Source organism: Pseudochryseolinea flava, from assembly GCF_003286915.1.
Taxonomy (GTDB): Bacteria; Bacteroidota; Bacteroidia; order Cytophagales; family Cyclobacteriaceae; genus Ohtaekwangia; species Ohtaekwangia flava.
This window is the reverse complement of sequence record NZ_QMFY01000005.1, coordinates 377,395-401,167: the sequence shown is the minus strand read 5'-3', so window position 1 is coordinate 401,167 and position 23,773 is coordinate 377,395. Positions and strand designations below refer to the sequence as shown.

The window sequence follows — 23,773 nt, the reverse complement described above, 5'->3', positions numbered from 1 at the left end:
TCGTTAAGAAAAAAATCATTAAAAAACTCTTCCGAAAAACACTAGCTTAGAACCATCAAATCCACGCAGCTAAAAGGTGGGTCAGATCATTACCGAAATAGGTGGGTCACACTTAGCGAAATAGTCAACTCAGGCGCATTGCGTTTTGACAATAGAGCTTTAAAGTTCGAAGCCGTATATCCAACGTTATTAACTAACAACTTGTCCATTGTCACCCATTCTGAAATTGCAATTAGGTCACCCGGTGCTGGATGTGTCTCATAAAGAATAGTAGCCTTGCTATTTGATCCGTAAAAATGAGAGTCTCCTTGTCTACTTGCTCGATTTATAGCTGCAAATTCAGCAGGTGGAAAAGAAACATAAGATGCGAGTTTTGGCTTGTCTTTATATATGATTCCACGAAATATTAAAGTCCCTTCTGGGATTATCGGTGTTGTTAATGTGTAGCCAGTAAACAACAAGGTTAACAAATTTTTGATGTCATCAATGCTGGCAGTATTAAGATCCAACATCTCAATTTCAGCAATGCGTTTCTCTATTTCTTCCTTGGGGGCAAGCTTAATCATAAATGCCGCGGATTATCGACCAATATACGTATTCAAAAGTACTCTTAAAGCCCAAACTGATAGTAGCAGGGCTACTTGAGAGATGTAGTGTCACTAAGATCAATGGACGTTGAAGTTTGTCTGTGACCATCAATAAACTGGATTTAAGAAGTGCATTCCAACCTTTTTGATGTTATCAATCATGTTCACAGCGCTACAAATCATGTTAACATTCATCTATCCCTTTTGAGATTTTCAGAATTTAAACACCCTTTGTACTTCTCATTGTACGTGACTTCCCATAAAGCAAAAAAACAGGCCGTAAAACCTGTTTTTTATTTGGATCGTGGAGCCGGAGAGAATCGAACTCTTCCTTGAATAAATTGATATATAAGGAATTGAATTCCATGTTATAGTACTACTCACCGAATAGCGATCTGAAGATACCAATTTTGTGAGATGTAAACTAGAGAGTTCTCCATGAACGGTGCTTTACCAACCCACCACTTGGCGAAGCTTTGATCGTAGCTGACAGTCGATAGGATTGATCGCTTGTCCGAAATTTGGAAATCGGCGAAGAGGAACTGAAAAGTGACGCTTCGCTTAACTTGAACTTCGATCCAGTATTAGAGCAAAGCAATTGGCAGTCATCAAATGGCCAGAGGAAGACTTGCATTAGCGAGGGCGCAAACACCAAAGGCATCAGAACAAAAGGAAGCCAGCTCACGGATCATTGCGATGTAAATATCAACTCACTTTGACCAGTCACCCTTAGTAACAAACAACGAATCAGCATTCCGCTCGCTTATTCTTACCGAATACCCACAGGGAATTCGTTCACTTCGTATATCGACCATCGCTTCAAAAGACGCTTTTCATTACGACAAGTTGAGTACCACCAAACTGGTGCATGAGAAAAATATAGGCTACCCTCACTAAGGTGTACGTTGTGATTCTCTAGGAATCTATCAATGTTTTTTAATCACACCAATAGAATCGGAGATAGATGAAATTTGCTCGACGCCCGAGTACAGGAACACATCAATGCTATCAGCAGCCCAGATCAGAACACCTGTGAAGTTAAGAGTTGAATGGATTACCCTACCTAACTAATTCCCATCGCGGATCGAGTATAAAGCGTACGCTGTCTCCGACGATTGACTGGACAGCAACGCCATCCTTGCGCGCAGGAAAATTTCTAAGAAGCAGTTTTCCCTCAACGCGAATTCTTCTTCCCAGTACGTTGTCCTCCCAATAATCAATTCCATCCACGTAATACAGAGAACTATCGGGAACAGTTAGTACCCCGGCGCCTGCCTTACAATCGATGGCGACGCCGGTTACCAGAATTTTTTCAGAATTTTGACAACAAAACATAGTCATCATCAAACAAATTAAATTAACAATCAACGAATTATTAATCATATCATTTCAATTTAACAGTTGTTATAGCAACTACAAACACTTGTCTGTTAAAGTCGGCTAGCTTTCTTGAAAAGTGACTTAATGTACTTTCATAGACTTTCATTCCGGGTTCGCTATGATTGGCATGCCACCATTTTCCCGTCGACGAATCGTATAACCCAAAGTCAAAGCTTACGTAACCAGGTAATCCAGCTGTCGACGCGTCAAAGCCACCCATATCTACTCTTCCATTTTTGTCAGGTTGAAATCCATCTACATATCTAGCCCAAAATCTGACGCTATATATAATTACACGAGAATTTTCATTAAACGTTCCCGGAGCACTATCGTCGATAGCTTTTTCGATTGATGCTGCCACAGCCAGCGCTTTTTCAAAAGAAGAATAAGCTAGTTCATTTCGAGGTGCACCTGATACAGGATCACGATTTCTACCAAGTTCTAGACTTGTTATCCCAATGCATCCGGAAGCTAGTATTTTTTTTTCTTCGGGGGTCATTGGCCTTCCATGCTTTATCTCCCAATGCTCGATGAATTGACCAACGGAATATGTCTTGGATTTTGGTTGGTTTTGCTGAAGACTTTCCTTCCAAAAATAACCCAAAAAATCTTCACCTAAGAACGTCCCATCAGAGGAAGTCCATCTACGCCACCTTGACCACAACTCCATCTTAGCACCAACTAAATTACCATATTCAAACTTCTGCGAGGCGCTCATGTTGCTAAGGCGGCTCTCTGCCATCATTTTCGCCGCCATCCCTGTTGGATTGCGTCCGTAGAGATCTTCATGCGAGTACCCAAAAACGTCCGTGTTCACAGCATACATCCCACCCCCGCCAGCACCACTGCCATACTCGGACGGCGTCATACTAATCGCCCAGCCATTACCTTCCAGCATACTCGACCTTGCGTCTATCATCTCCCTACCAAAATTGTTGCTCATGTACGCATAACCGCCTGAGGGATCGTTACCCATCACGGGGCTATTTAACGCATAGTTGTATGGCGTTGAAGACGCGAAACTTGTGGCATAAGGATCTACCTGTAACATTCTGCCCAACGCAGGATCGTAGCCGCGGTAGAACATCTCATACCAGCCTGAAGTTTTGTTCAACTCATTGCCGGCATTGTAAAGAAAGCTGTTGCTATTGTTCTCGCGTGTCCAACTGGTTGCGGCTTCTAGTCCAAAGGGATAATAATCGTTGTATTGGATAACATTACTCTTGGTGAGCGTGATGTTCAGGTCATCGAAGTAGACAAAGTTAGCGGACTCAATATTGTCGTAGCTCAAGAAGACGAACATGTATCCGGCTTCTTTAATCTTGATATCGGAAATATAATTTCTGTTCTTTTGCCAGGTAGTTGCGTCGACAAGCTTAAAACCGAGGTCGAGCATATTGTAGTTTTTGTCGAACAGAAAATAATTCAGATACGCTGCCGGCTGATCATCGCCTTCGTTGCCGCCAAGCGGTATGGCGTTAAGTCCGGTGTTCACGCCGTTGTAGATCATACCGCTTTCGCCGGGTGCGCCATTCACACCGCCGAATGCGGTCGCGATTGCCGTGATCAAATTTGGTGTCGATGCCGACAGTGTTCCAAAACCACTATTCCCTTCGTGATAGGAATAGACTTCGAGGTCTACCTCGTCGCCGGGGTATACCTTCAAACTTTTCGTCATCGCCAGCTGCAGGTCCTTATTCATGCGAATGGCTCTGCTCCCACCGGCGGTATGGTTTGCCGCGGCAGATGGGCTAATGGTCGGCAGATTTCCGAAGCGTGACGTGCTGTCGCTACCGGCGCCTTCGAACGTTGCCGTTAAGGTGTGCTGCGCCGGGGTTGCCGACGTGAACAATACCCTCGTATTTCCTTGGTGATCGGCAATAGCATACTGGTGCTCGTAGGTATTTCCCTTTTTCACAACGCGTCCTCCTGGGGCCGCAAAGAAGCTCAGCGTTTCATTCTCATACACAAACCCACCTACATAGTCGGTAGTACTTTTCAACGTAGTTCCCTCATACAGTTTCATCGAGAGCTTTGAACCGCCTGCATCATAAACGTATTCAAGTTTACGGCCATCGGTATACGTGATCTGTGTAGGCTTGCCGAAGAAATTGTAGGTGATGTTGCTCGTAATACCCTTATTATTGTCGGTCAGTAAATTTCCGTTTACGTCGTAAGAAAAGTCACTGTTCGCAGCACTCCCACCGTTATCAAAGCCTTCTTTCTTCGTTGTAGCGTCAGTAACTTTAAGCAATTGATCGGCGACGGTCGTGCTATACTCGTACGTGAGGTCGTCGATGCTCTCTGAGATGTACGTTCCTTTACTACCAAGGGCTAAGAAGCCTTTGCGTTGGTTGCGTTTCAGCGATTTTAGATTTCCGTTATGATCGTAGGTGGTGCTTTCGTTGAGCGCGTTACTTTCCTTTGTCCAGCCTGCTGCGTCGCTTACTTTATAGGTGGCATCCTTCAACTTACCGGATTTGTCATAGCTGTAAGAATAGCTCCGTTGTTCGTCACTTCCTTTTTTTGCCCCGATGCCTTTCCATTTGATCGCGCTCACATTGCCATTGTATCGCGCCGTATTGTTCATGCCCGAGGCAACAGTTTGGTATAGGAACTCCATCCCGAAGTAATCGTCAACATCGTCATTGTTCGAGGCGACATCCAATCCTGCATTGTTGATGGAAGCGATCGCTCCCTGAATGGTATAACGATAGTCAACCGACTGCAAGAAATTAGATCCGCCGGTGTTGTGTAATTTCTGATCAACCATCTGCCCGAGCGCGTTGTATGTGTAGGCCACGAGCAGCTTACTTCCCAAGCCATCGTTGTTATTCTGGCTTACACCGACGAGCCTTCCTTGCGGGTCGTAGCTGTAGCTATTCTCGATCGTCGCTACTCTTCCCGAGCCAGCATTGTGGTATGTTTTAGATTTGATCAGTTTGGTGTAATCATAAAGATTCGTCGTGATGTTATCGATGGTGGGCGACAAGTGATTGTTGCTGTGCACCTGGATCACGCGGCTATACTTGTCGTAGAAAACATAGTTATACAACCAATTACTCGTGCCGAGGATAATTCGCTTGCTCCCTGTTGGAAGTCCACGCGCACGGAAAGGTTGCCCCTCACCTGCCCATCCTTGTGCTTGATAGTTTCTGTCAGCTGTGCCGTTGAAATCAAAGTCGTAATGATCATAATAATTAACACTGAGAATCTCAAGTGCTGAATTGTCGCTGTTAATTTTTGGGAAGCTTACGTTGGTGTAACCATGAAGTGTTGTGCCTCGATTCTCAGCCCTTGCCGTTTCAGGATAGCTCGCATTGCCAATGATGTATAAGCCATCAACCATGGCTTGTATCGCTGTGCGTGTTGTCTGCGTAGCATTGTAATAAAGTCCTTGCATCACGGGACGTCCTGAAAAATCATATTTGATGAACATCCATTTTTTCGGCGTGCGTAGCATTCCATCCTGTGTAAGTACAAGACGATTTTGTTTGTCATACACATAGTACATCCAATCTTGTCCAGGTACTTTCTTCTCGACAATCCTGCCGCGGTTGTCGTAAACGAATTGATGCGCATATCTATTCAGTAATGTTGCATTGAGTGCAGGCCATCCGTTGGTACGCAAGTAGTCTACGCCTTTTGGTGTGATGATGTAACGGATACGATCGAAGTCGTCGTATATGTAGTAGGTTTGCAGGTAGTTCACCATGACAGAGTTGATCGTTTCGCCGAGCTCCTGCTTTTTCACCAACACGCGTCCTGCTTTATCAGTAAACACGATTTGTTTGCTGCCGTCACCGTCCGTCGATTCAGCGCGTAACAATAGATTTGCACCATAATAACCGGCGCTGCTGCCATCCGATTTCAGCAAACGCACCTCTTCCGCCTCGCTGTTGGTTGCGCCTGTGTTGAAGGTAACGTTTAGTTTCTGCGTGTGTCCTTGTCCTGGTTGAAACCCATTTCCAATACCGCCTTGTTCTTTCAATCGCCCTGAGGGTGAGCGTTCAAACTTTGCGACCGCATAGGGATAAGGGTCATCAGCAACCTCGTCGAGCGTGTCTGCATAAAAGCTGAGTTGATCGCTGACATACGTCGTTTTGAAACTCCCGTCATTGGTAGACGCTACGTAGGGAAGGTATGTTTTCGGAGTTCTGCCAAAAGCATCGAATTCTACAGGCTGTACAATGTCGTTGCCGCTTGTGCTTGCTGCCACTGCTACTTGCTGCTTCGGCCTGCTGAGACCGTCTAAGTAAGTGATGCTTGTGACCTTCTGCGTATTGTTCAACGCTGTAAGTTGGCTTTCTGTTTTAATATTTTCGACGCGTACGATCTCTTGTTTAAGACTGCTTGGAATAATAAAAGGGATAACTGTGACGACGATCGGTGTACGGACCATGCTCTCACAATTCAGCGATGAGTTATAGGACACCGCATAGTAAGTTTTAGAAGCGGTGAGCGTAGGGGTTGTAAACGTGCTCCCCTGATAAAGCATCGTTCCGCCTGTCGGTACATCATACCAGCGTACATTGTTTCCACCTGGCCCTGCGGCCAACGTTATAGTAAGTGACCCTGCGCCGTAGATGACGTCATCGGGGCCGCCTTCAACAAAGTAAGGTGTCGCCGCTACTATGTTGGCTTGTACTGCAATTCGCGCAGAAGAACATGTACCCGCTGCATTGTAAGTTGCCGCATAATACGTTGCACTCGCCATGAGTGGCGGCGTTGTAAATGTAGTTCCTGTAAACAACAGATTGCCATTGGTTGGCGCGTCGAACCATTTGATCTGCGTCCCATTGGTGCCAGGCGTTGCACTTAATGTTGCTGACGAGCCGACACATGTTGATCCCCCTGTGACCGCCGGCACACCAGGTATCGGATTGGTGGTGACTGTGATCTGAACGCGAGGACTGCTGCTGCAAGTACTCGTGGTGTTGTAGGTCGCGATGTAATATGAAGTTGTTGAACTGATTGTCGGTGTCGTATAGGCCGATGCTTGTGCGAGTTGTGTTCCGCCCGTCTGTGCTGTAAACCATCGTACTGTATTTCCTGTGCCACCACTTGCTGTCAAGGTTAATGCACCATTTCCGCAGACATAGGGTGATGCCGGTGAATATGTTGGTGTAGGCAATGTCGAACAGTTGATGGTGATGTTTTTGGTTTGAAGCACTACGCCATCGCGAAGCTGCAATGTGCCGGTGCCTTGTACATCCCAACGTACGGTTGCAAATGCCGTAGTACCATCACTCGAAAGGCTAGAGGAAAGTAATGTTCCTTTCGTTACGGTCCATTGTGCACTAGTGAATGCTCCGCTGTTGTAGCAATAAGAATAATTTTTCGTTTCTCCCGTAAGCGCTGTTGTCAATCCTTGAATGGTGCCGCACTGCGCTTTCGCCCATATCGGAAGAAGAATCGCCGCACAGAAGGTGATGATGACTGAAATAAAGAGTCTCATGCGCTATTCCGTTATTATCTGGTCAACAATAATTTTTCGCTTCACACCGGAAGGATTGCTCGTCATATCGATCACGATTTCCATGCCGTCAGCATCACGCTCAAAAGAAACTGTGCCTGATGTATCGCCAAACGTTACCTCGAATGTAATGCTGCCTACTTGTGAAATATCGTTCCATGTACTTAAGTAGCGCAAGATGGTAAACTCACCGATCCTGCCGTTTTGATCGAGGATGATCTTGTTTTCCAATGGACGCGTTTTTACCTCACAAGTGTGATTGAGCGGCATCCCCGATGTCATGATGATACTTTGTGATGAATGCCAGCGAATATTATCAGAAAGTATATCGCCCGTTTGAGCCATGGCGCAAGTGTTGATCAGTAAAAAGAGAATGATGAATATATTTTTCATATTAGTCGCAGCCCGTGATGATGATGTGCATGATCGGAGAATATGCTTTACGCCCTGTGTTACTTGTTAGCTCACACATGATCTCCTGTGTATTGTTCAGTTCAAATACTTTGCTGAACTGGAATTCTTGAGTGGTGGCAATATTGGTCCATGTTGTAGTATTGAGGTTTCTCTTTTTCCATTGATAGGTTTCCACTACCTCACCGGCAGGAAGATTAGGGGTACCGATCACTTTAAAAAGTGTGGTGGTTGTGTTCGGTAACGCAGTGGTGATGCTGCTACAAGTATAGCTTTGTAGCGTAGTACCAGAACACGTACTGTACTCTTGTACGCCCTTCGCGCAAATCACGGCATCGAAATTACCGGTTGTGATGTTTATGTTCTGTGAAAATGTCGCTGTAGGATAGTCAGGATGTGAAACGGTAAGCAACACCGACTTTGTTCCGGAAGTCGGATAGTTCCTCACGACAACTTGGCCGGCAACCGGAGCGCCGCCATCAAAACTCCAACTGAACGTTTCGCCAGTCACGCAAGCATTCGGGTCAACCGCTGTAAATGTGATATCCGTGTTGTCTTGCAGCGGCGACGACGTTGTGAATGAAGCCGTTAAGCTCATCGGAGGCAAAGCAGAATAGTTGTAAGTATTTTTTTGGATGATATTCCAATCCTGGTCAAAGATGTATGCCGCTCTTCCCAAGTTGTCGTATTGTGTGAACGCCGAAATGCCTCGTGTATCGGTTACTGCATTTGCTCCGAAAGGAATCGAATAGCTGAACATCGATACTGTTGCATTGTCGGGATAAAAAACAACATCGTCGATTAGTGGGAGAAGACCTGGCGCTGACACAGGATTGATACCGGTGAATTGTCCTTGTAGTTCGATGATGAAAGAAGCGGGAAATGAAGCTACATTGATGGAGCGTTCGTAGTATTCATACGCCGTGGTATTGTTTGTTACCGTGAATGGCACCGTAGCCAATATGGTCTGCCCCGCATTTTTAATGGTCAGCACAAAATCCACGGCAGCGCTTTGCTTCTTTAACCAGAATGAGAGGATGTAATTTAGCGCATTGCCTTTTTCAACCGTCCGGGTTAATTTAACGATAGGGTGTGACCCATTTGCGCCCGTGCGTCCAGTGCCAACAATCGTGGCGCTGGTTTGAAATTCAAAACCTGTCCCTGAGAGTGTATCGCCGTACATGGTCTCAAAATTTGAATATGCTACTTGTGACGCCGTCGCGTTTGCGATCGAGAGCACAGGCAATGTATTGCGATGGGCCCAGTGAGACCCTGATGCTTGTTTCGACTGACCCATGGCAGCAACTGGATTTTGCTTGCGATCGTATGCGAGAACCGTTTGCGTCGGTTCATATCGCCAATCTGACTTGAGTTTGTAAGTGCCCGATTCAAGCGTCATAGTCGACGGTTTAAAATTCGAAATTCCGTTGCTAACGCTAAGGGAAAGTCCTTGTTCCAAGAGTACTTTCGAAGTTCCAAAATCATTCAATTTCACTAACGACGCACCGACTGTTCGGAGGGAGTCTCCCGTTTTTTGAATAGTAGACCACTGTTCGATAACCATACCATTACGAAAATCATGCTGAAGCTTTTTGATCATCGCCAAAGGTTTATCAACGTTTGCAGGAAGCACTCCGTAGTCTAGTGGATACTTCATATTCGATTTAAATACAGTGCCGTCACTGTTTGCTGTAGTCACTGTTGTCAGTAGCTTATGGTAGGAACTCCCATACGTATAAGACACAATGGATTTTAAATGCCGTGTAGTCGTAGTCGAGTCGTAGGTTATTGTCGTATCGGCGAGAACAACGCGGTCCATGTCGGTTAGGTGATAGTACTTACCAAAAAAATATGCAGCATCCGTGCTGTTGGCATATTTGTCGTAGCCTACACCGTAAACTTTTGCCGGGGCGGTAGCCGAACCTTTATATAGATCTGCATAGCTGGTGATCGTTTCCATTACTTTATTGCCAGCTTCGTTAAACTCTGTCCTCCTCACTACCGATCCTTGCACATGATCAAGATTTGAATTGGTTGCATATGGAAAGGAGAACGCACCACCTGTATTAACGATGCCCATCGTAGGGCAGCTGCTGCTACGAACAAACTTATCTTGCGTAGCATTCCAATCGTTGGTTGCCGTTGCATCGCCATAAGCGCCGGCAACATTAAATTCATAAATCGCCTTTCCCGACAGCGGCCTTGTAACCGTTACTTTGCGATACCCAACATTGCTGCCATGGGTTGTTGTGCCTGGTGAGAGATCTCCTTCCGTTCTCACCGTTAGATGTTCCCACAGATCTTGCGCAGCACCGGCGGCTAGCGTAGCATACGACTTCACTGCACCCGAAGATGGATCGCGGTACTCAAATGAAGGAATACAGAAAGAAGGTCTCGAAAAGATCCTCCCTGACGACACGCCTGGTGATTCCTCGTAGTTGAAGAACTTGGTAATCTTAGCCGCATAGTTTACGCCATCATAGTAAACAGCGGAACTAACCCTTACTCCCCCGCCATCGAAGCTTGCATTTGCAGCCGCATCGAAGTATTGATTAGATTGATAAAATATCGTCGTACTTCCTCCAGTTGGGTAAACGATCCCTTGCAAAGTACCTACGGCAGCAGCTACACTACTGGGTACTCTGTTCGCGCCGGCTAGGGTATACATCGTACCTGCATATCCCGGAATTTGCCTGATACGATATCGCTCTGCTGGTGGTAAAGAAGGATACACATAAATGGTCGGATACAATGTTGTATTCTGCAGGCCATTGTAATACCCCCAAAAATCCTTTGACTTTGAATACGGTGATGGCAACCTGCAAAATCCCTTTTCATAATCTACGCCATAATAGGTAAATACATACGGTGGAAGTTTTTCACAACCTGCCGATTCTTGAATTTGATAAAGGAAGGATCGATCGTAATCCCCCATGGGCGTTAAGATTTTCTTATACGTCAACGTAATAGACTTAAATTGTGAAGGTCCTGATCGGCGCGCGTCGCTAACGCTGATGCTGGAGAGAAATCCATCGCTAGTATAATTAAAAGACACAGCGCTACCCGATGATCCCGTAATTGACTGAATATTTCTTGTATATGTGTTGAGATTATTCAAATAAAGGTCCTTCGAAACAATCGACGAAGTACCTGCCGCACGTATCCCAACGCGCACCGTATCGGTCGCATTCGAACTATTCGAGCCGTACGAGTACTGAATCTTTGCGCCAGAAACCGAACGCATTTCCGTGAGTTTCCATTCACTCGTATACGTTACTTTGACATTGTATCGGCTCAGATCATAGAGCTCAAAATCACGCTTTAAGAATTCTACTGCCGTAATACCTAAAGCTTTTTCTGTCCAGCGCGTAGCATCAACTTTTTGACTAAACAAGTAAACCGTTCCATCGTTTGTGGTTATCGTAAAAGAAGCAATACGCTTATCCGTTTCCGACATTGGCGTAACTACGATTTTCACATCGCGAAAAGGGATTAGCCTGATCGTTGCCGGATCACCGTTATCGTAAACAAATTTGCCAGAAATTCCGCCAACACTATAATTGAACACATCAGGCTCAGGGTCGACATTATAAAGCCAACCATGGATTCTTGTATAATCGTTTTGTTCATCTGAACAAACTGTCGTAAGATCTGACGTATTGGGTAACGAATTCACCTCCGCACCAATCGCAACGTTCGATGCAGTTCTGTACAACCATCCCCTTCTGAGATCGCTACCTATCCCGGTAAAATCATCAGGCAGACCCTTAACAATTCTTGACACGGAAGCTGATGCTGACAAACTCCAACCAAGTCCAAAATTACCACTAGGCTCATCCAATCGCACACCGCCAGCCGAGTAAATGAGTGAAACAGGTTGACCTAGATCACGATCAATCACCGCAGATATTGGAAATTGAATAGTAGGAGTTCCTGTATACATATCGACCGGAAGTTCTCCTTGACCATAGCTTTGATTACACGCCATTGTCAAGAAAAATGACAATAGAAAAAATAGAGTTGAGCGCATGGGCGATTATAGCGTAATAGTGAGTCGAGAAAATTGATCTTGGGAATAGATCTTGGAGAACAGATCTCTATTGTGGAAAACCGATGAAGGTTTTTTCATGATAAATTAGGGTTAAGAAAAGTATGTAGCTACAATGCGATGAGAGAAGGATCCTCACAAGTGGCTAAGTGCACCCGATAATTCAGGTGCGCAAAGATTAGAAAGTGATTCGTAAAATAAAAATCGGATTGTAAGATTTACTTAAACAACACAGCGAGATGACAAAGCTTCCCCAAGCAAGTAACAATTGTCGATTTTACTTGAGAGCCAGAATGTCATAAGATGGATAGAATCAACCTGACGTAGTACAATTGTACTATGACGATACACCCAGTGATGGCGCGGATTTTCGTAACCGTATGCAAGTTTTCCTGCTGCTGAATGTGAATGGATGAGCGGTTCAAGTGTACATCACTCTGAAAACTGAAAACACCTAGTTTTTCAAGAACGCTTTTTTTGACTGCAGCGGATTTCGAAACGCAGCCGATGATCAGCCATCGCGAAGTCACAGGCAGGATTCAACCTTGTATTCCGCTTCTCGCTTTCTGCTTTTTGCTTTCAGCTTTCTTCCGCATGGGAAACTCGAATCCCGTTCGCACATTCACCACATCGCTATAAGGACTTTTATGTTCGTAGTGAAATAATCGCAGCATCACCATCGACGTACCGCGAACACGTCCGAAGAATTTGTAATCTTTTTTGATCCCGACAAACGCACCTGGCACCCACTGACGATTGGAATAATCACCGCTCATTCTCTGTATCATTGGCGGTACGGGGGCATTCATCATTTCGAATTCTACACGCGGAGAAAATCCCTTGCCAATTTTGTACTCCGCAAAACTACGAATACCATACACGCGCGGCAATGCAGAAAATCCGTCGCGTTTTTTATTGTATGCAACACGATGATTCCAGCCTAGTCCTGCAGTGAGTTTTCCATTGAAGCGATAACCCGCAGCGACGTTAAAGTCCACGAGAACGTACTCACCTCTCCCATGTATTTGGAGTGTTAATGAAGGAATGATTCTTTCGATAAGTGGCTTACCGCGCATTTCATTAGGACGCCGTTTCGGAATATCACTCAAGCTATTCAAGCTCGAATATTTCTTTTTCAACTTCGCCATCTTCTCCAACGCTTCTTGTAGCACTTGCTCTTTACCAGCAAAGTGATTGACAGCTTGCTGAACCTGCTGCGTGGCTATTTCCTTTGCTTCGGTTCCATTTGTAGGCATCTGCGGCACATCACCCATCAATGATTTCACATCCGGTGTAGCTGGCAATCCTGCTGCCTCTGCCGCTTTGCCTTCAAGCGTACCTGGCAAATTGTTAACATCACCCACTGCCCCTGTAACTTCTTTTATATCGCCTACCCCTTCAGTTACTTTTCCGAGCTCTCCTACGTTACCGAGCTCACCACCTAATTCACCTGCCTTACCCAAACCATTTAAATCAGGAACGTTACCAATCTCTCTCAGCGGCGACGACGCTGTTGTATTGAATCCATCAAGATTTTTTAGTGGATTATCTGGCAACGACAATTCAGGAATATTCAAGTCCTTTACTGGCAGCTGAAACGTCTCCATCTTTTGCGTGACAACTGCCCCCTTAGACTGCAATTCATTTGGCAACCCGAGATCGGCAACACCTTTCGGGGCCTTCTCTTTTAATGCTGTCATTTTTTTGTCGAGCGCTGCTACTGCTGCTTTGCGCTTTGTATCGATACTATCGAGTTCATGCGTGACTTCGTCGGTGTTCAGATTAAGTGACCGTAAGCTATCCAGCTTGCTTGTAATTTTTGTACGGGATGCGTCGAGCGAGTCCATCTTAGTTTTGTAGCTCGCTTTTAAATGATCAGCTTGACCATAGAAAGATTCTCGTATGGAATCGAGTTGTTGAGATTTTGGATTAACGAGCGAATCCAGTGATGGTGTTGAAATCCGCAATGAATCAGGCACCTCAGCAGACACACTCAGCACGACGAATACCATGGGGATTAAAAGCCAACAACGCATGGTACAAAGGTAGACAAAGTTTTGTCACGAGTGCCATGGTTCGATTGCAGGTGAGAATCGAACTCATGTTTTAATTTGCTCACATTCAAGACCTACATTATTTAAACGAATTAGTACTCACCGAATCACGATCTCGAATAGGCGTATTCACACTGTTCAACGGTTGCACGGAATCAGTAAAATTTAATTGAGTGAAGAAGTCATAGTGTTCAATCCGCTGGGCTCAAAGGATTTTTATGACTGACTTAAAGCGCTAACGCTTAATTTTTTCGCAGGTTTTAATTACTGCCGCTCCGGAATTGCTCGCCTATTGCATTGAGTCAAATAACATCAAAGGGATGTAAAAGGTAAGGAATTGCCATAAGATAATTGGTGAATCATTTAATTGAATCAATAGGGAAAGCGCCAGAGGTAACGACAAATTTCAATAGTTGTTCAATTGTTATGTCAGTTTTCCTAACGCTGCTAGGGCTGACTATAATGTTTATACCAGATGTAAGTCGTCGGGATGTTGGAATAAAAACAATATGATTGCCATCGCTTGTAACGTTCGTAACAAAACCCAGCATGGAAATTTTCTCCGAAACGGCAATTTGCACAATTGTCTCGAAGGGCTTATTCCTGTTACCCGTCGCAAAGTATTTAGCTCCTTGTTTGAAAAATTCTTCGTAGAAAATTGAAAAGAAATTCAATGTTAGCTTTGCAACAAACTTAACCGGAGAAACATAAAACCGGCTTATTGAAATTCCGATTATCAATGCTAAAGCTAAGATAATGATAATTTCACTCCACCCTATTTGCGAGCTGATAAGCTTTTGAGCCTGTATTAATTGATAGACGACAATGGTAGTTAGTGTGATTACAACCAGCCCAATTAGTATCGAGCGAATTAGGCTATGCAATAGATTCTTCATATGAGATATCGTTTACTTTATAAATTTGAATCTCTTAACGGTCGCAATTGGCCAAACTTCAGATGCTTTCAATTCTGAGTCGAAAAAGAAAATGTAATTTTTAGAATGTCCGACGTAATAGTACGTGTCGTCTGAAGTGATAATTTCGTCTTCAAGCTCCACTTCTGTTCCATGGTAATGTTTGTAGTGTTTTACTTTGTAAGCTTCATTGAATGCAGACATAATGGAGTACAATGCGAGTGATATTGCCATAGTGATAATATAATGGTTACTCATTCCAGAATTGCTTATATCTGTTGAAATTTGAAATTCAAAAAGTATGATCGGCAATAGCCAAAATGCAATCCATGACAAAATGATATTGAGCAATGTCTCGAACCACTGAATCTTCTTTCTTAGGTAACCAAATAATAAAATAGCTGCATTTAAAGCAATTGTGATAAACAGAGCTGGAATGTTTTCACCAAAATATTCCACTAATCTGCTGATCAGGCTCAGATGCGAAATTGAGGGCAATAAAACTTCAGAATTTGCAATGAATGAAATGAGGAAAAATGCTGATGAAATTAGTATCAGCAAATAGTATAGTAGGTTGTCAGCAAATGAAATGATAATCTCATCAATCGATAGAAATGAAAAAATTCTTATTCCAAACATTTTGTAGTATAGATAATCCTTGATCATGCCGGCGGAAATAATCATGAGCGAAACAACTGAGACTAAATCGAGAGCAATTTCAATTTGTGATGACATAGCTAAAATTCGTTTTGGTGTAGATGTTTATCAGGAACTGAAGGATTATAAATATTACTCGTAAAAGTCATGTCTGTAGTGCAAAGGTCGGGATGGACGTGGTATGCGTTTAATGCATCCCGCCGCACTAGATTACCAATGACCGTATCAATTCCACCAAAAAGAATGTTTATTGGAAAAACTAATCTTATAAGTTTGCCGATACCGGTCCTGCTCAAAATATATCCGTAAAGACCACGCCTTGGAAAATGAGGAACATATATGTTATTAGATACCTTGGCTAACATGTCATTTTTAATTGACATTCCACTTCCGAGATAAATAATGTCAAAGTTAGCAGGAATGTCGGCCCATATATTCTCAAGATTTTTCTTGAAATCAGAAGTCAAAATGATGTCATCTTCAAATACGTAAAAAGAATCTTCCTGCGTGGATAACAATTCGTTCCATGCTGCATAATGACTTAAAATTGCTCCGATACTTCCGTTAGATAGACTTCTTTGTGATTGCGCTGAAACAATTTCAGTAGGTATCGAATTTACTTCAATAGATTTTCCGTGGATTGCATCCAGAAATTTCCAATCGAATTGTTGCATTTCCTTGCAGTTCAGTAATCCTGCCCTACGATCTTCACGAAATGGGAGCGAGACAACCAAAGCCATGCGGGGAGGTTTGTTAAAGTATTTTTGAGTGGCCTTGCGACTTATCTTTAAATAATAGGGAATTCCGGCCCGGACGAGTAGAAGTTGTATGATGCGTAATGGAGTATATCTAAGAGCGAATCCGTTATGGATTCTTTTCTTTAGTTTCTCTATATGAAGAAATATGTCCAAATTCTAGAAGGATAATTTTAACATCGTTTTCTTACGGCAATTAGATCTTAACTTTTATGTGTCCAAATAAGTTTTTAAGAAAATATTCGCTATCCTGAAATTTTCCTGCTGTTGATCGAGTTCCATGAAATTCTTTCCACCGTGAAAGAGGTTATTACGAAATCGATAGACAATAATACCCATTGCGAGAAGTTTTTCTTGATCGGTAGAGGGTTACTTCTTAAGACAGTATTGACCAAAGGTTCGGTCATTTGGACGAAAGTTTAAAAAGGCGTAATGCTGTGATGGAAAACCATTGACAATGTATCGTTGTTGGAAATAATCAAGAACTTCAGCAAAGTGTTGGACTTGAAAATTTCCTGCGCTAATTGCGATCTCCATTTTGGATATGGTGAAAGAGCATTGGAAACGGGTGTTTTCGAAAATATTCCATAGTAAAGTAAAATCTTTAATCGGTGCAAGATCTTCTTCCTGAAGATGTGTTCCATATTTGTTATTAATCCACTCTATCATATTTTGGAATTCACTATTCTTATGTTGTGGCGATCACCGGATTTCTTTTTTAAAATTCTTTCTTTCGTTTTCGTTTTGCTACAATTCCTCTCTTCTTATTTACGTCACTGGCTACTTTGGTAAGCCTTTTCTCCCGATCACCATAAAGGTTTTCAAGCACATACTCAAGTAAATCGAAGGCGGTCAATATATCATTTTGGGTCAATGTTTTGCCTACATGGCTACCGTCATTGCCTATCCATTTTATAGCTAACAATTTGCTCCGCGTCTTAGAAAAGCTCTTATCATCCTTTTTGAACATCTCTATTCGTGCATGAAGTTTTATTGACTCTCGTTTGCGTTTAATATTGACAACCGTCTTTTGTACTCCTTGATCGGTCAATATAAACTCAAGCGCAACACGAATCCTATTCGCGCAAGCTGAAGTGTCACCGAAATAGTAGCCAAACGCTTTTATGATTTCATTTCTGATTTCCTTCGGACATGCTTTTGGAATTTCAAATAAATGCAGCGCTGGAATGAAATGTCGCGGACTGTAAGAAATGTATTCAATGGTTTCGTATTCGTTGTCTCCAATTTTGTTTGTATAATCCCCATCACTTGCCACCCCGGTAATTGCAATTACTTCTTTGCAACTAAAGCATTGAATAATGCCAGCGTAGGCCGGAGAATATTTATGTTTAGTAGCTTTTGATTCCGTAGTCTCTTCACGTTGAAGTTTTGAAGCTTCTAGTATTAAGCCACCATTGCAGCTCGGACATCTCCAATGTTTTGGAGGTTGAGAAGTGAAATCATTAAATACCCAATCCTTGGCTTTCATATTCCTAAAAGATCTACACGAGAGTATATGGCTGACATTTATTAAGAATCTCTTCAAGTGCCTTTAACACTTCACCTAAATCCAGAGATTCGTTGCGAAAAATTAAGGTATTATCAAATGAATTATAACCTCGGTGCCCACCATTGCCCACTCCTGAAAGAGATGGATTCATTGCCAAATCAATGTATACGCCGCCATGTCGACTTTGAAACCAGTCGTCAACTTGCTCATCATAATGTTCGAAATAGTTACGAAATTTGCGACTAGAAAGAATGTTATTTTTTTCGACGCCAAGCTCTTGCCGCAATCTTTCTCCACGCCCCTTATATTTGGTAGTGGGCCAAAATATTTTGGACACATTCGCGGTGGCTACGAGAATAGATTGAATTAAACTCCAAGTCTCCACCCTATCATTGCCAGGAGATTGTAAACGTTGTGCGGCTCTCCTTGCAATTTTCGATTGTAGCACGATTTGGTCTATTAAAACCATGTCTTGAAAGAGGATCATTTTTACTGTCAGAAATGTTATTAAGCAAATAAACTAAACGCCTGCGCAACCTATCTGCGCACTACTTGACGAATTCTTGGCTAGAGACTATTTGTTTAAAATTTTGTTTTGCCCGACCCTGCACCCGTCAGAACCAATAAGCGTTTTTACTCACTGATAACGGCTTCCTTTGTCTCTTTTCATTGAGAGAGACAAAATCTGTCTTGGAGGGCTTCGGGTCAGGAATTTCCACAGGCATTAACGTATTGGAGTAAGATCGTTTTTTTTTGTGAAAATTCAAATGCTCCGCATACTCCCCTTACCCAGCTGATTCGTAGTTAACATTGTCTTGCCAATCTTAAAATCTGACCCGCTTCGTAGCTATGTCCAAAGATCCAGCGATGAAAATTTGAGAGCTCGATCACGTCACGCAATTCTGTTGCAAATGCGGTGTTGAGTTCGCTGTATCTATAACTTCCTAGCTACAGTTTAAGAATGTAAGCCAGATGATGTGTAACACTATTATCTATGTTCCGTCGCATAAAGCATCTTTTACATTTTGTGACATGTGAAAGATGTTTCTATCACATTAGCGATTATCGCACATAAACATCAAGAGCTGCACTAATTGCAGTAAATCAATCACAACATCGCCCAACGTTGTGAAAAAATTCTAAACGTCCATTATAGGTTGCCTCTTCGCGGGACAGTAATCGAAGGAATCTTTAAATGGACAACATCTATGTTGGAACAAAATAATAACGAAAAGCAACGTATACGCCGCGATGAACTCGTGACCATTGGCGACCTGGAGTTGTTCAAGCAAGAGTTGGTTTCTGCTCTTAAACAACTATTAAACAATGGTCAAGGAACGCAAATTAAACCCTGGCTTAGATCATCTGAAGTCCGGAAGATGCTAAGCATTTCTCATGGTACGTTGCAAACCTTGCGTATCAACGGCACAATACCATTTACTAAGATCGGTGGTATTGTTTTCTATCGCTATGACGACATTGTCGAATTGCTAAACAGTCAACGATGCAAATAAGTATTGTTGATCGCGACAAAAAGCTTCTCGGCTTTCTTCAAAGAATCGTTGGCGATTCGCGGCTAAGTCCGCATCACCTTGCGCTAGCTACAGCCTTATGTCAGAGATGGATCGTAAATGAATTTCATTATTCCTACAATGTATCTCGCAATATGCTCATGAAAGCATCCAGAATTAGATCTCAAGTAACCTATCACAAAGTGATGAAAGACCTCGAGCGATACGGCTATCTCAGGTACAATCCTTCGTATCATCCCAAGGCCGGAAGTGTTATCATCTTATTGTTTGACTTTGAAACAGTCACCTCATGACTCACGCTAAGTTAACTTTCAAGGAAGCGAAACAAATTCCAATAACTGATTACCTGAGTGGATGCGGACTAAACACTGTGAAAATCCATGGGCACGATCACTGGTACCACTCACCTTTTCGTGATGAGCGAACACCATCATTCAAAGTGAATACAAAATTGAACCTGTGGTATGATCATGGCTCCGGTGAAGGAGGGACAATCATTGATTTAGTAACAAAACTCAGTCGATGCTCACTTGCAGAATCTCTTGCAATACTTTCCTCTGGCAATCATGCTTTTTCTTTTCACCAGGAAAAAAAACAGCAAAGCCTTGTCACAGATTCTGATTTGAAAGTAAATGCTGTCGTGGCTATAGCAAGCGATGATCTAATCAACTATTTGAAATCACGTGAAATTTCACTTGCCATCGCAAACAAGTACTGCAAAGAGATTGTTTTCGAGATTCGGAAAAAAGCGTACCATGCCATTGGATTTCAAAATCGAAGCGGCGGATGGGAGTTAAGAAACAATTGGTTCAAAGGCTCATGTTCCCCTAAAGACATTTCAATAATAAGCGAGGGACATGGAAAGCTATCAGTTATCGAAGGGTTCATGGACTTTCTTTCACTACTCCAAATGCAACATCCGGAAATTCGCTCGGTAGCTGTAAACTCAGATTTCCTAGTTCTAAACTCCCTTAGTCAGATCAATAAAAGCATTCCATCACTTCAAGCCTATAAAGAGATCAACTTGTTTCTCGATAATGATAGTCCAGCTGAGAAGGCAAAACAAAAACTTACTGAGCTCGGAATAACTTTTATCGACAGGTCGCATCTGTACGCGCAGCATAAAGACTTGAACGACGCGCTTGTTGCTGCACTTGAGAAGGACATGAACGTGAATCAACCGCCGAGACGTTCACGATCGCGAAGACTATAATGCTACACTTTCACACAACACACTTAACATGAAAAAGAAAATTCACTTCATCACACAAGCAAAGGGCGGATCGGGAAAGTCCGTTCTTGCCTTTATGCTGGCCCAGAAATACGAGCATGCGATTATCCTTGACCTAGACGACGCAACAACGACGACGATGAAGCAACTCGCGTACCGTAATCCAGTAAAAGTTTCCTTCCTCGATCCCTTAACAAAACGTATCGACCGCGGCGCATTCAATGGCCTCTTTGAAAGTATCATCGAGACCGAGAAAGATCTATTCATTGCAGATCTCGGTGCAAGTGTTGCAGAACAATTGCCAAAATACTTTGCGATGAACGGCGTCAGCAATATCAGTGAAATACTTTCATCAAACGAAATGCAGTTACAGATCATTTGTGTCGTCGGTGGAGGGAACATCTTCAAAGCAACCATGGAGTATTTAGTCGAACTCGTCGATGCTACGTGCTGGAAGCTTGACATCATCGTTGCTCACAATGGCTTCTACCCTTGTTCTGATGAGCAAGAGCTCGCGCTCGTGGATTATGTAAATCAGAACAGTCTACGGCTGATAAACTTTGATCTGATACGCGACAAAGGCGAGACAGCGCTGAGAACGGTAGAGAGTGTATTGAAGCGAGGCAATGGAATCGCGGGTCTAAGTCCATTCAGCTCAATCTACTTTAAGAAGCCGATTGAAGACTTAAATCTTTAGCCATGTCGATGACGCCTCAAGAACAACAAGACTTGCGCAATTACTGCGCATCGCTGCTCAAAGACTATGGGTTTCATTTTTCACCGGAAGACCCTGTAATCCCGGCGCTTTATGTTATTCACAAAGAGACTGAGTCCAACTTAAAAGCTCAACGAATGCTTACTACAGAGTTCCGTGATGCACTAGATAAAGTCAAGCCGCAGTTTCATTTTCACGACGGTGAATCTGCGTGGAAGTTTCAGCTATCAGGTCTAATCAAATGGGCAATTTCGGTTGTCGCTGTTTTAGTCGCGATGGGGACTGGTGTCTGGCAATGGTCGAGAGTGCACGACGTTGATGCAGCAAGACAGATTCTAGATTACTCACCGCGTGTAAACGCGCTCCTCAAATGTGTGAAGCGCACCGACGCAGGTCTGCTATTCCTGGACTTCACCGTGCAGCAGGGAGATTCTATAGCACCGTTCCTGGAATATGAAAGAATTAATAAAAAAACAGTTCGCGTGTACCTGGGAATGGATTCGACGGAAATGATCAAAAGATAATCAGATGGAGAAGATGCATATCGTCAACTTTTTAAGAGAACGGAAGAAAGGTGCTTATGCTGTGCTTGTTGAAGCCTATGCTGACATAATCACCTCAACACCAATCACGCTAGCGCTAAAGATCGTTAGAGACGACCTGGAGCGTGAATGCCATGAAGTAATCGAACTTAAGTATTTCAGCTTTGCTAAAGCTGTTGCAAGATTTAAAAAGCGTAGTGCTCGTGTTTCGTCTACCAAACCTGCATTCAAAGATGCAATTGAAGAAAATAATAACCGATCAGTACCAGGAAGATTTAAGATATGAGAAAGATGTCCAACATAATCCAATATAATTCACGACAGCACAAGGATGTCCAAGAGCATCCAATGCTGTCCAATATTTTCCAACATGATCCAAGATCGTCAAGTGCTGGACAATGGCGACAAAATACTAAGCTTGTTGGAGCAAGCCATGTTTTCGCTACACGAAAACGGCTTGTTGCAGCGTCGCTGCCAAAACCTTATCACTTCGTTCGGTTTTGAATACCCATGGCGCGTCCTAAGATCAACGATATTGATAAGCGAACCATTCAGGTGAACATCCGCTTGACTGAAGCGGAGAACACCAAGATATCACTGTGTGCAGAGAGCAGCGGCCTCACTCCAGCAAACTGGATTCGTAAGACAGTGATTACTGGAAAGTTTCCAAGTGTAAAGCTTTCACCAATCGATGCGGAGCTTTATCGAGAACTTAGGAAGATCGGTGTGAACCTTAATCAGATCACACACAAGATTAATATCGGTGAGCTTCCCAAGGAGTTAGAAGGCTGTCTCTGTCAATTAAAGGTTTTATTGAACGACATCTTGCATGCACTAGCAAATGACCGCCAACCAGATTAAAGGCAAAGGTTTCAAGGGCGCATTGCGTTACAATCTTGAAAAGGTCGGCCGAGGCGTCGCAGAAATTCTTGATCACTCATTTTCTGCCATCAACGAAAAGACGATCCTTAAAGAAATCCAGATGGTGAAAATGCTCAAGCCCAATCTCAAAAAATTCTTCTACCATACCTCCATTAATTTTCCACCGCACGAAAATATTTCAAATGAGTTCATGAAGCAGATAGCAAACGACTACCTGAAAGGAAATGGTTTTGATCAGCATCAATACATTATGTTTCGGCATCATGACTCTAGTCATCCACATCTTCACCTCCTTGTTAATCGCATCGGCTATGATGGACGGGTGCTCAGTGACAGCAATGACTTCGCAAGAAGCGAGAAGGTACTTCGCGCCCTAGAAACGAAATACAACTTGACACCGGTGGTTTCTAGCAAGCAGGCTTTGAAACGCGCTGCAACCAAGAGTGAGATGGAAATGATGAAGCGAACTGGTACGCCTTCGCATAAGATACAAGTGCAGAAGCTAATCGAACGGGCTTTGGCGTCTAAGAAAAATATAACGTGTTCACAATTTATCCTAGCGTTGTTGCGTCTTGGGGTGATTCCAAAATTCAATATTGCCAAGACTGGCCATGTTAGCGGAATATCCTACGCATTTAACGGAATGGTCTTCACCGGTTCTAAACTTGGATCAGAATTTAAATGGACGACAATTCGTGAGCGAATTGACTACGATAAGGTCAGGGACAACCAAGTAATTAATAAAGTCAACAGTGAAAAGGCCGGTATAACAAACGTAGCTATCTCAATAAATAGTAAAGGCACGGGCACAACCAGAAATGAAGACAATTTTATTTTCCTTAAGAATCCCTTTGATGATTTGTTTTCAAGATCGCAGGGATCGTTCGTTCCACCACTTGCGGAAGGTCAAAGTGATTTGCCGATAAAACGAAAAAGAAAACGTAGGCGTCCGAAACGATGATACATTATTAAATTCGCATGTCCAATGTATCTTCAGATTGATTCCAGACAACAACTTTAACCTTGCATAAGCTCAAGCACCTATTGCATTTTGTCTCTTCCGATTGGTCTTATCAACA

At 43.2% G+C, this 23,773-nt stretch carries 20 protein-coding genes; 8 read left to right on the top strand and 12 right to left on the bottom strand.

Going from position 1 to position 23,773, the window contains the following annotated elements; genetic code table 11:
- Nucleotides 1-89: 89 nt before the first annotated feature.
- The 12 genes from DQQ10_RS12840 to DQQ10_RS12780 all read right to left on the bottom strand — a co-directional run bounded on the left by DQQ10_RS12840 (nucleotide 90) and on the right by DQQ10_RS12780 (nucleotide 18,279).
- Nucleotides 90-566 (bottom strand): hypothetical protein, encoded by a 477-nt coding sequence (locus tag DQQ10_RS12840; RefSeq protein WP_112747267.1) that lies wholly within the window; start codon nucleotides 564-566, stop codon nucleotides 90-92.
- A 1,080-nt stretch (nucleotides 567-1,646) separates the two neighbouring features.
- Nucleotides 1,647-1,970: a hypothetical protein gene (locus tag DQQ10_RS12830; RefSeq protein ID WP_112747265.1), complete on the bottom strand. Its 324-nt coding sequence runs from the start codon at nucleotides 1,968-1,970 to the stop codon at nucleotides 1,647-1,649.
- 1 nt (nucleotide 1,971) lies between these two features.
- Nucleotides 1,972-7,425, bottom strand: coding sequence for an Ig-like domain-containing protein (locus DQQ10_RS12825; protein WP_112747264.1), 5,454 nt, complete (start codon nucleotides 7,423-7,425; stop codon nucleotides 1,972-1,974).
- A 3-nt stretch (nucleotides 7,426-7,428) separates the two neighbouring features.
- Nucleotides 7,429-7,836: a hypothetical protein gene (locus tag DQQ10_RS12820; protein WP_133259634.1), complete on the bottom strand. Its 408-nt coding sequence runs from the start codon at nucleotides 7,834-7,836 to the stop codon at nucleotides 7,429-7,431.
- A gap of 1 nt (nucleotide 7,837) precedes the next feature.
- Nucleotides 7,838-11,842 (bottom strand): hypothetical protein, encoded by a 4,005-nt coding sequence (locus DQQ10_RS12815; RefSeq protein ID WP_112747262.1) that lies wholly within the window; start codon nucleotides 11,840-11,842, stop codon nucleotides 7,838-7,840.
- Between the two features lie 599 nt (nucleotides 11,843-12,441).
- Entirely contained in the window at nucleotides 12,442-13,938 is a 1,497-nt protein-coding gene (locus tag DQQ10_RS12810; RefSeq protein ID WP_133259632.1) for a hypothetical protein, read from the bottom strand.
- Nucleotides 13,939-14,315: 377 nt separating this feature from the next.
- Nucleotides 14,316-14,852 (bottom strand): DUF502 domain-containing protein, encoded by a 537-nt coding sequence (locus DQQ10_RS12805; RefSeq protein ID WP_112747260.1) that lies wholly within the window; start codon nucleotides 14,850-14,852, stop codon nucleotides 14,316-14,318.
- A 12-nt stretch (nucleotides 14,853-14,864) separates the two neighbouring features.
- The gene (locus tag DQQ10_RS12800) at nucleotides 14,865-15,605 is read right to left on the bottom strand and encodes a hypothetical protein (RefSeq protein ID WP_112747259.1); all 741 of its coding nucleotides are present in this window, start codon (nucleotides 15,603-15,605) and stop codon (nucleotides 14,865-14,867) included.
- Between the two features lie 2 nt (nucleotides 15,606-15,607).
- The gene (locus tag DQQ10_RS12795; protein WP_133259631.1) at nucleotides 15,608-16,267 is read right to left on the bottom strand and encodes a glycosyltransferase family 25 protein; all 660 of its coding nucleotides are present in this window, start codon (nucleotides 16,265-16,267) and stop codon (nucleotides 15,608-15,610) included.
- A 384-nt stretch (nucleotides 16,268-16,651) separates the two neighbouring features.
- Nucleotides 16,652-16,951 (bottom strand): hypothetical protein, encoded by a 300-nt coding sequence (locus DQQ10_RS12790; RefSeq protein ID WP_112747257.1) that lies wholly within the window; start codon nucleotides 16,949-16,951, stop codon nucleotides 16,652-16,654.
- Nucleotides 16,952-17,000: 49 nt separating this feature from the next.
- A complete protein-coding gene (locus tag DQQ10_RS12785) occupies nucleotides 17,001-17,771 on the bottom strand; it encodes a DUF4145 domain-containing protein (protein WP_112747256.1) in 771 nt (256 codons plus the stop codon).
- Nucleotides 17,772-17,784: 13 nt separating this feature from the next.
- On the bottom strand, nucleotides 17,785-18,279 hold the full coding sequence (locus DQQ10_RS12780) for a hypothetical protein (RefSeq protein WP_112747255.1): 495 nt from the start codon (nucleotides 18,277-18,279) through the stop codon (nucleotides 17,785-17,787).
- Nucleotides 18,280-19,000: 721 nt separating this feature from the next.
- Between DQQ10_RS12780 and DQQ10_RS12775 the strand changes: the two genes are divergently transcribed.
- The 8 genes from DQQ10_RS12775 to DQQ10_RS12740 all read left to right on the top strand — a co-directional run bounded on the left by DQQ10_RS12775 (nucleotide 19,001) and on the right by DQQ10_RS12740 (nucleotide 23,655).
- Entirely contained in the window at nucleotides 19,001-19,306 is a 306-nt protein-coding gene (locus DQQ10_RS12775) for a helix-turn-helix domain-containing protein (protein ID WP_112747254.1), read from the top strand.
- Nucleotides 19,297-19,617 carry a hypothetical protein gene (locus DQQ10_RS12770; RefSeq protein WP_112747253.1) on the top strand — a complete coding sequence of 107 codons (321 nt, stop codon included), beginning with the start codon at nucleotides 19,297-19,299 and terminating at the stop codon, nucleotides 19,615-19,617. Before DQQ10_RS12775 ends, DQQ10_RS12770 begins: the two co-directional genes overlap by 10 nt.
- Entirely contained in the window at nucleotides 19,614-20,537 is a 924-nt protein-coding gene (locus tag DQQ10_RS12765) for a toprim domain-containing protein (RefSeq protein WP_112747252.1), read from the top strand. Before DQQ10_RS12770 ends, DQQ10_RS12765 begins: the two co-directional genes overlap by 4 nt.
- Before the next feature lie 28 nt (nucleotides 20,538-20,565).
- Complete coding sequence (locus tag DQQ10_RS12760) at nucleotides 20,566-21,252, top strand: P-loop NTPase family protein (protein ID WP_112747251.1); 687 nt, start codon at nucleotides 20,566-20,568, stop codon at nucleotides 21,250-21,252.
- A gap of 2 nt (nucleotides 21,253-21,254) precedes the next feature.
- Entirely contained in the window at nucleotides 21,255-21,794 is a 540-nt protein-coding gene (locus tag DQQ10_RS12755) for a hypothetical protein (protein ID WP_112747250.1), read from the top strand.
- Nucleotides 21,795-21,798: 4 nt separating this feature from the next.
- Nucleotides 21,799-22,098, top strand: a complete 300-nt coding sequence (locus tag DQQ10_RS12750) for a hypothetical protein (RefSeq protein ID WP_112747249.1) — start codon at nucleotides 21,799-21,801, stop codon at nucleotides 22,096-22,098.
- A 224-nt stretch (nucleotides 22,099-22,322) separates the two neighbouring features.
- The gene (locus DQQ10_RS12745) at nucleotides 22,323-22,673 is read left to right on the top strand and encodes a plasmid mobilization protein (RefSeq protein ID WP_112747248.1); all 351 of its coding nucleotides are present in this window, start codon (nucleotides 22,323-22,325) and stop codon (nucleotides 22,671-22,673) included.
- Nucleotides 22,654-23,655 (top strand): relaxase/mobilization nuclease domain-containing protein, encoded by a 1,002-nt coding sequence (locus tag DQQ10_RS12740; RefSeq protein ID WP_112747247.1) that lies wholly within the window; start codon nucleotides 22,654-22,656, stop codon nucleotides 23,653-23,655. Before DQQ10_RS12745 ends, DQQ10_RS12740 begins: the two co-directional genes overlap by 20 nt.
- Nucleotides 23,656-23,773 lie beyond the last annotated feature (118 nt).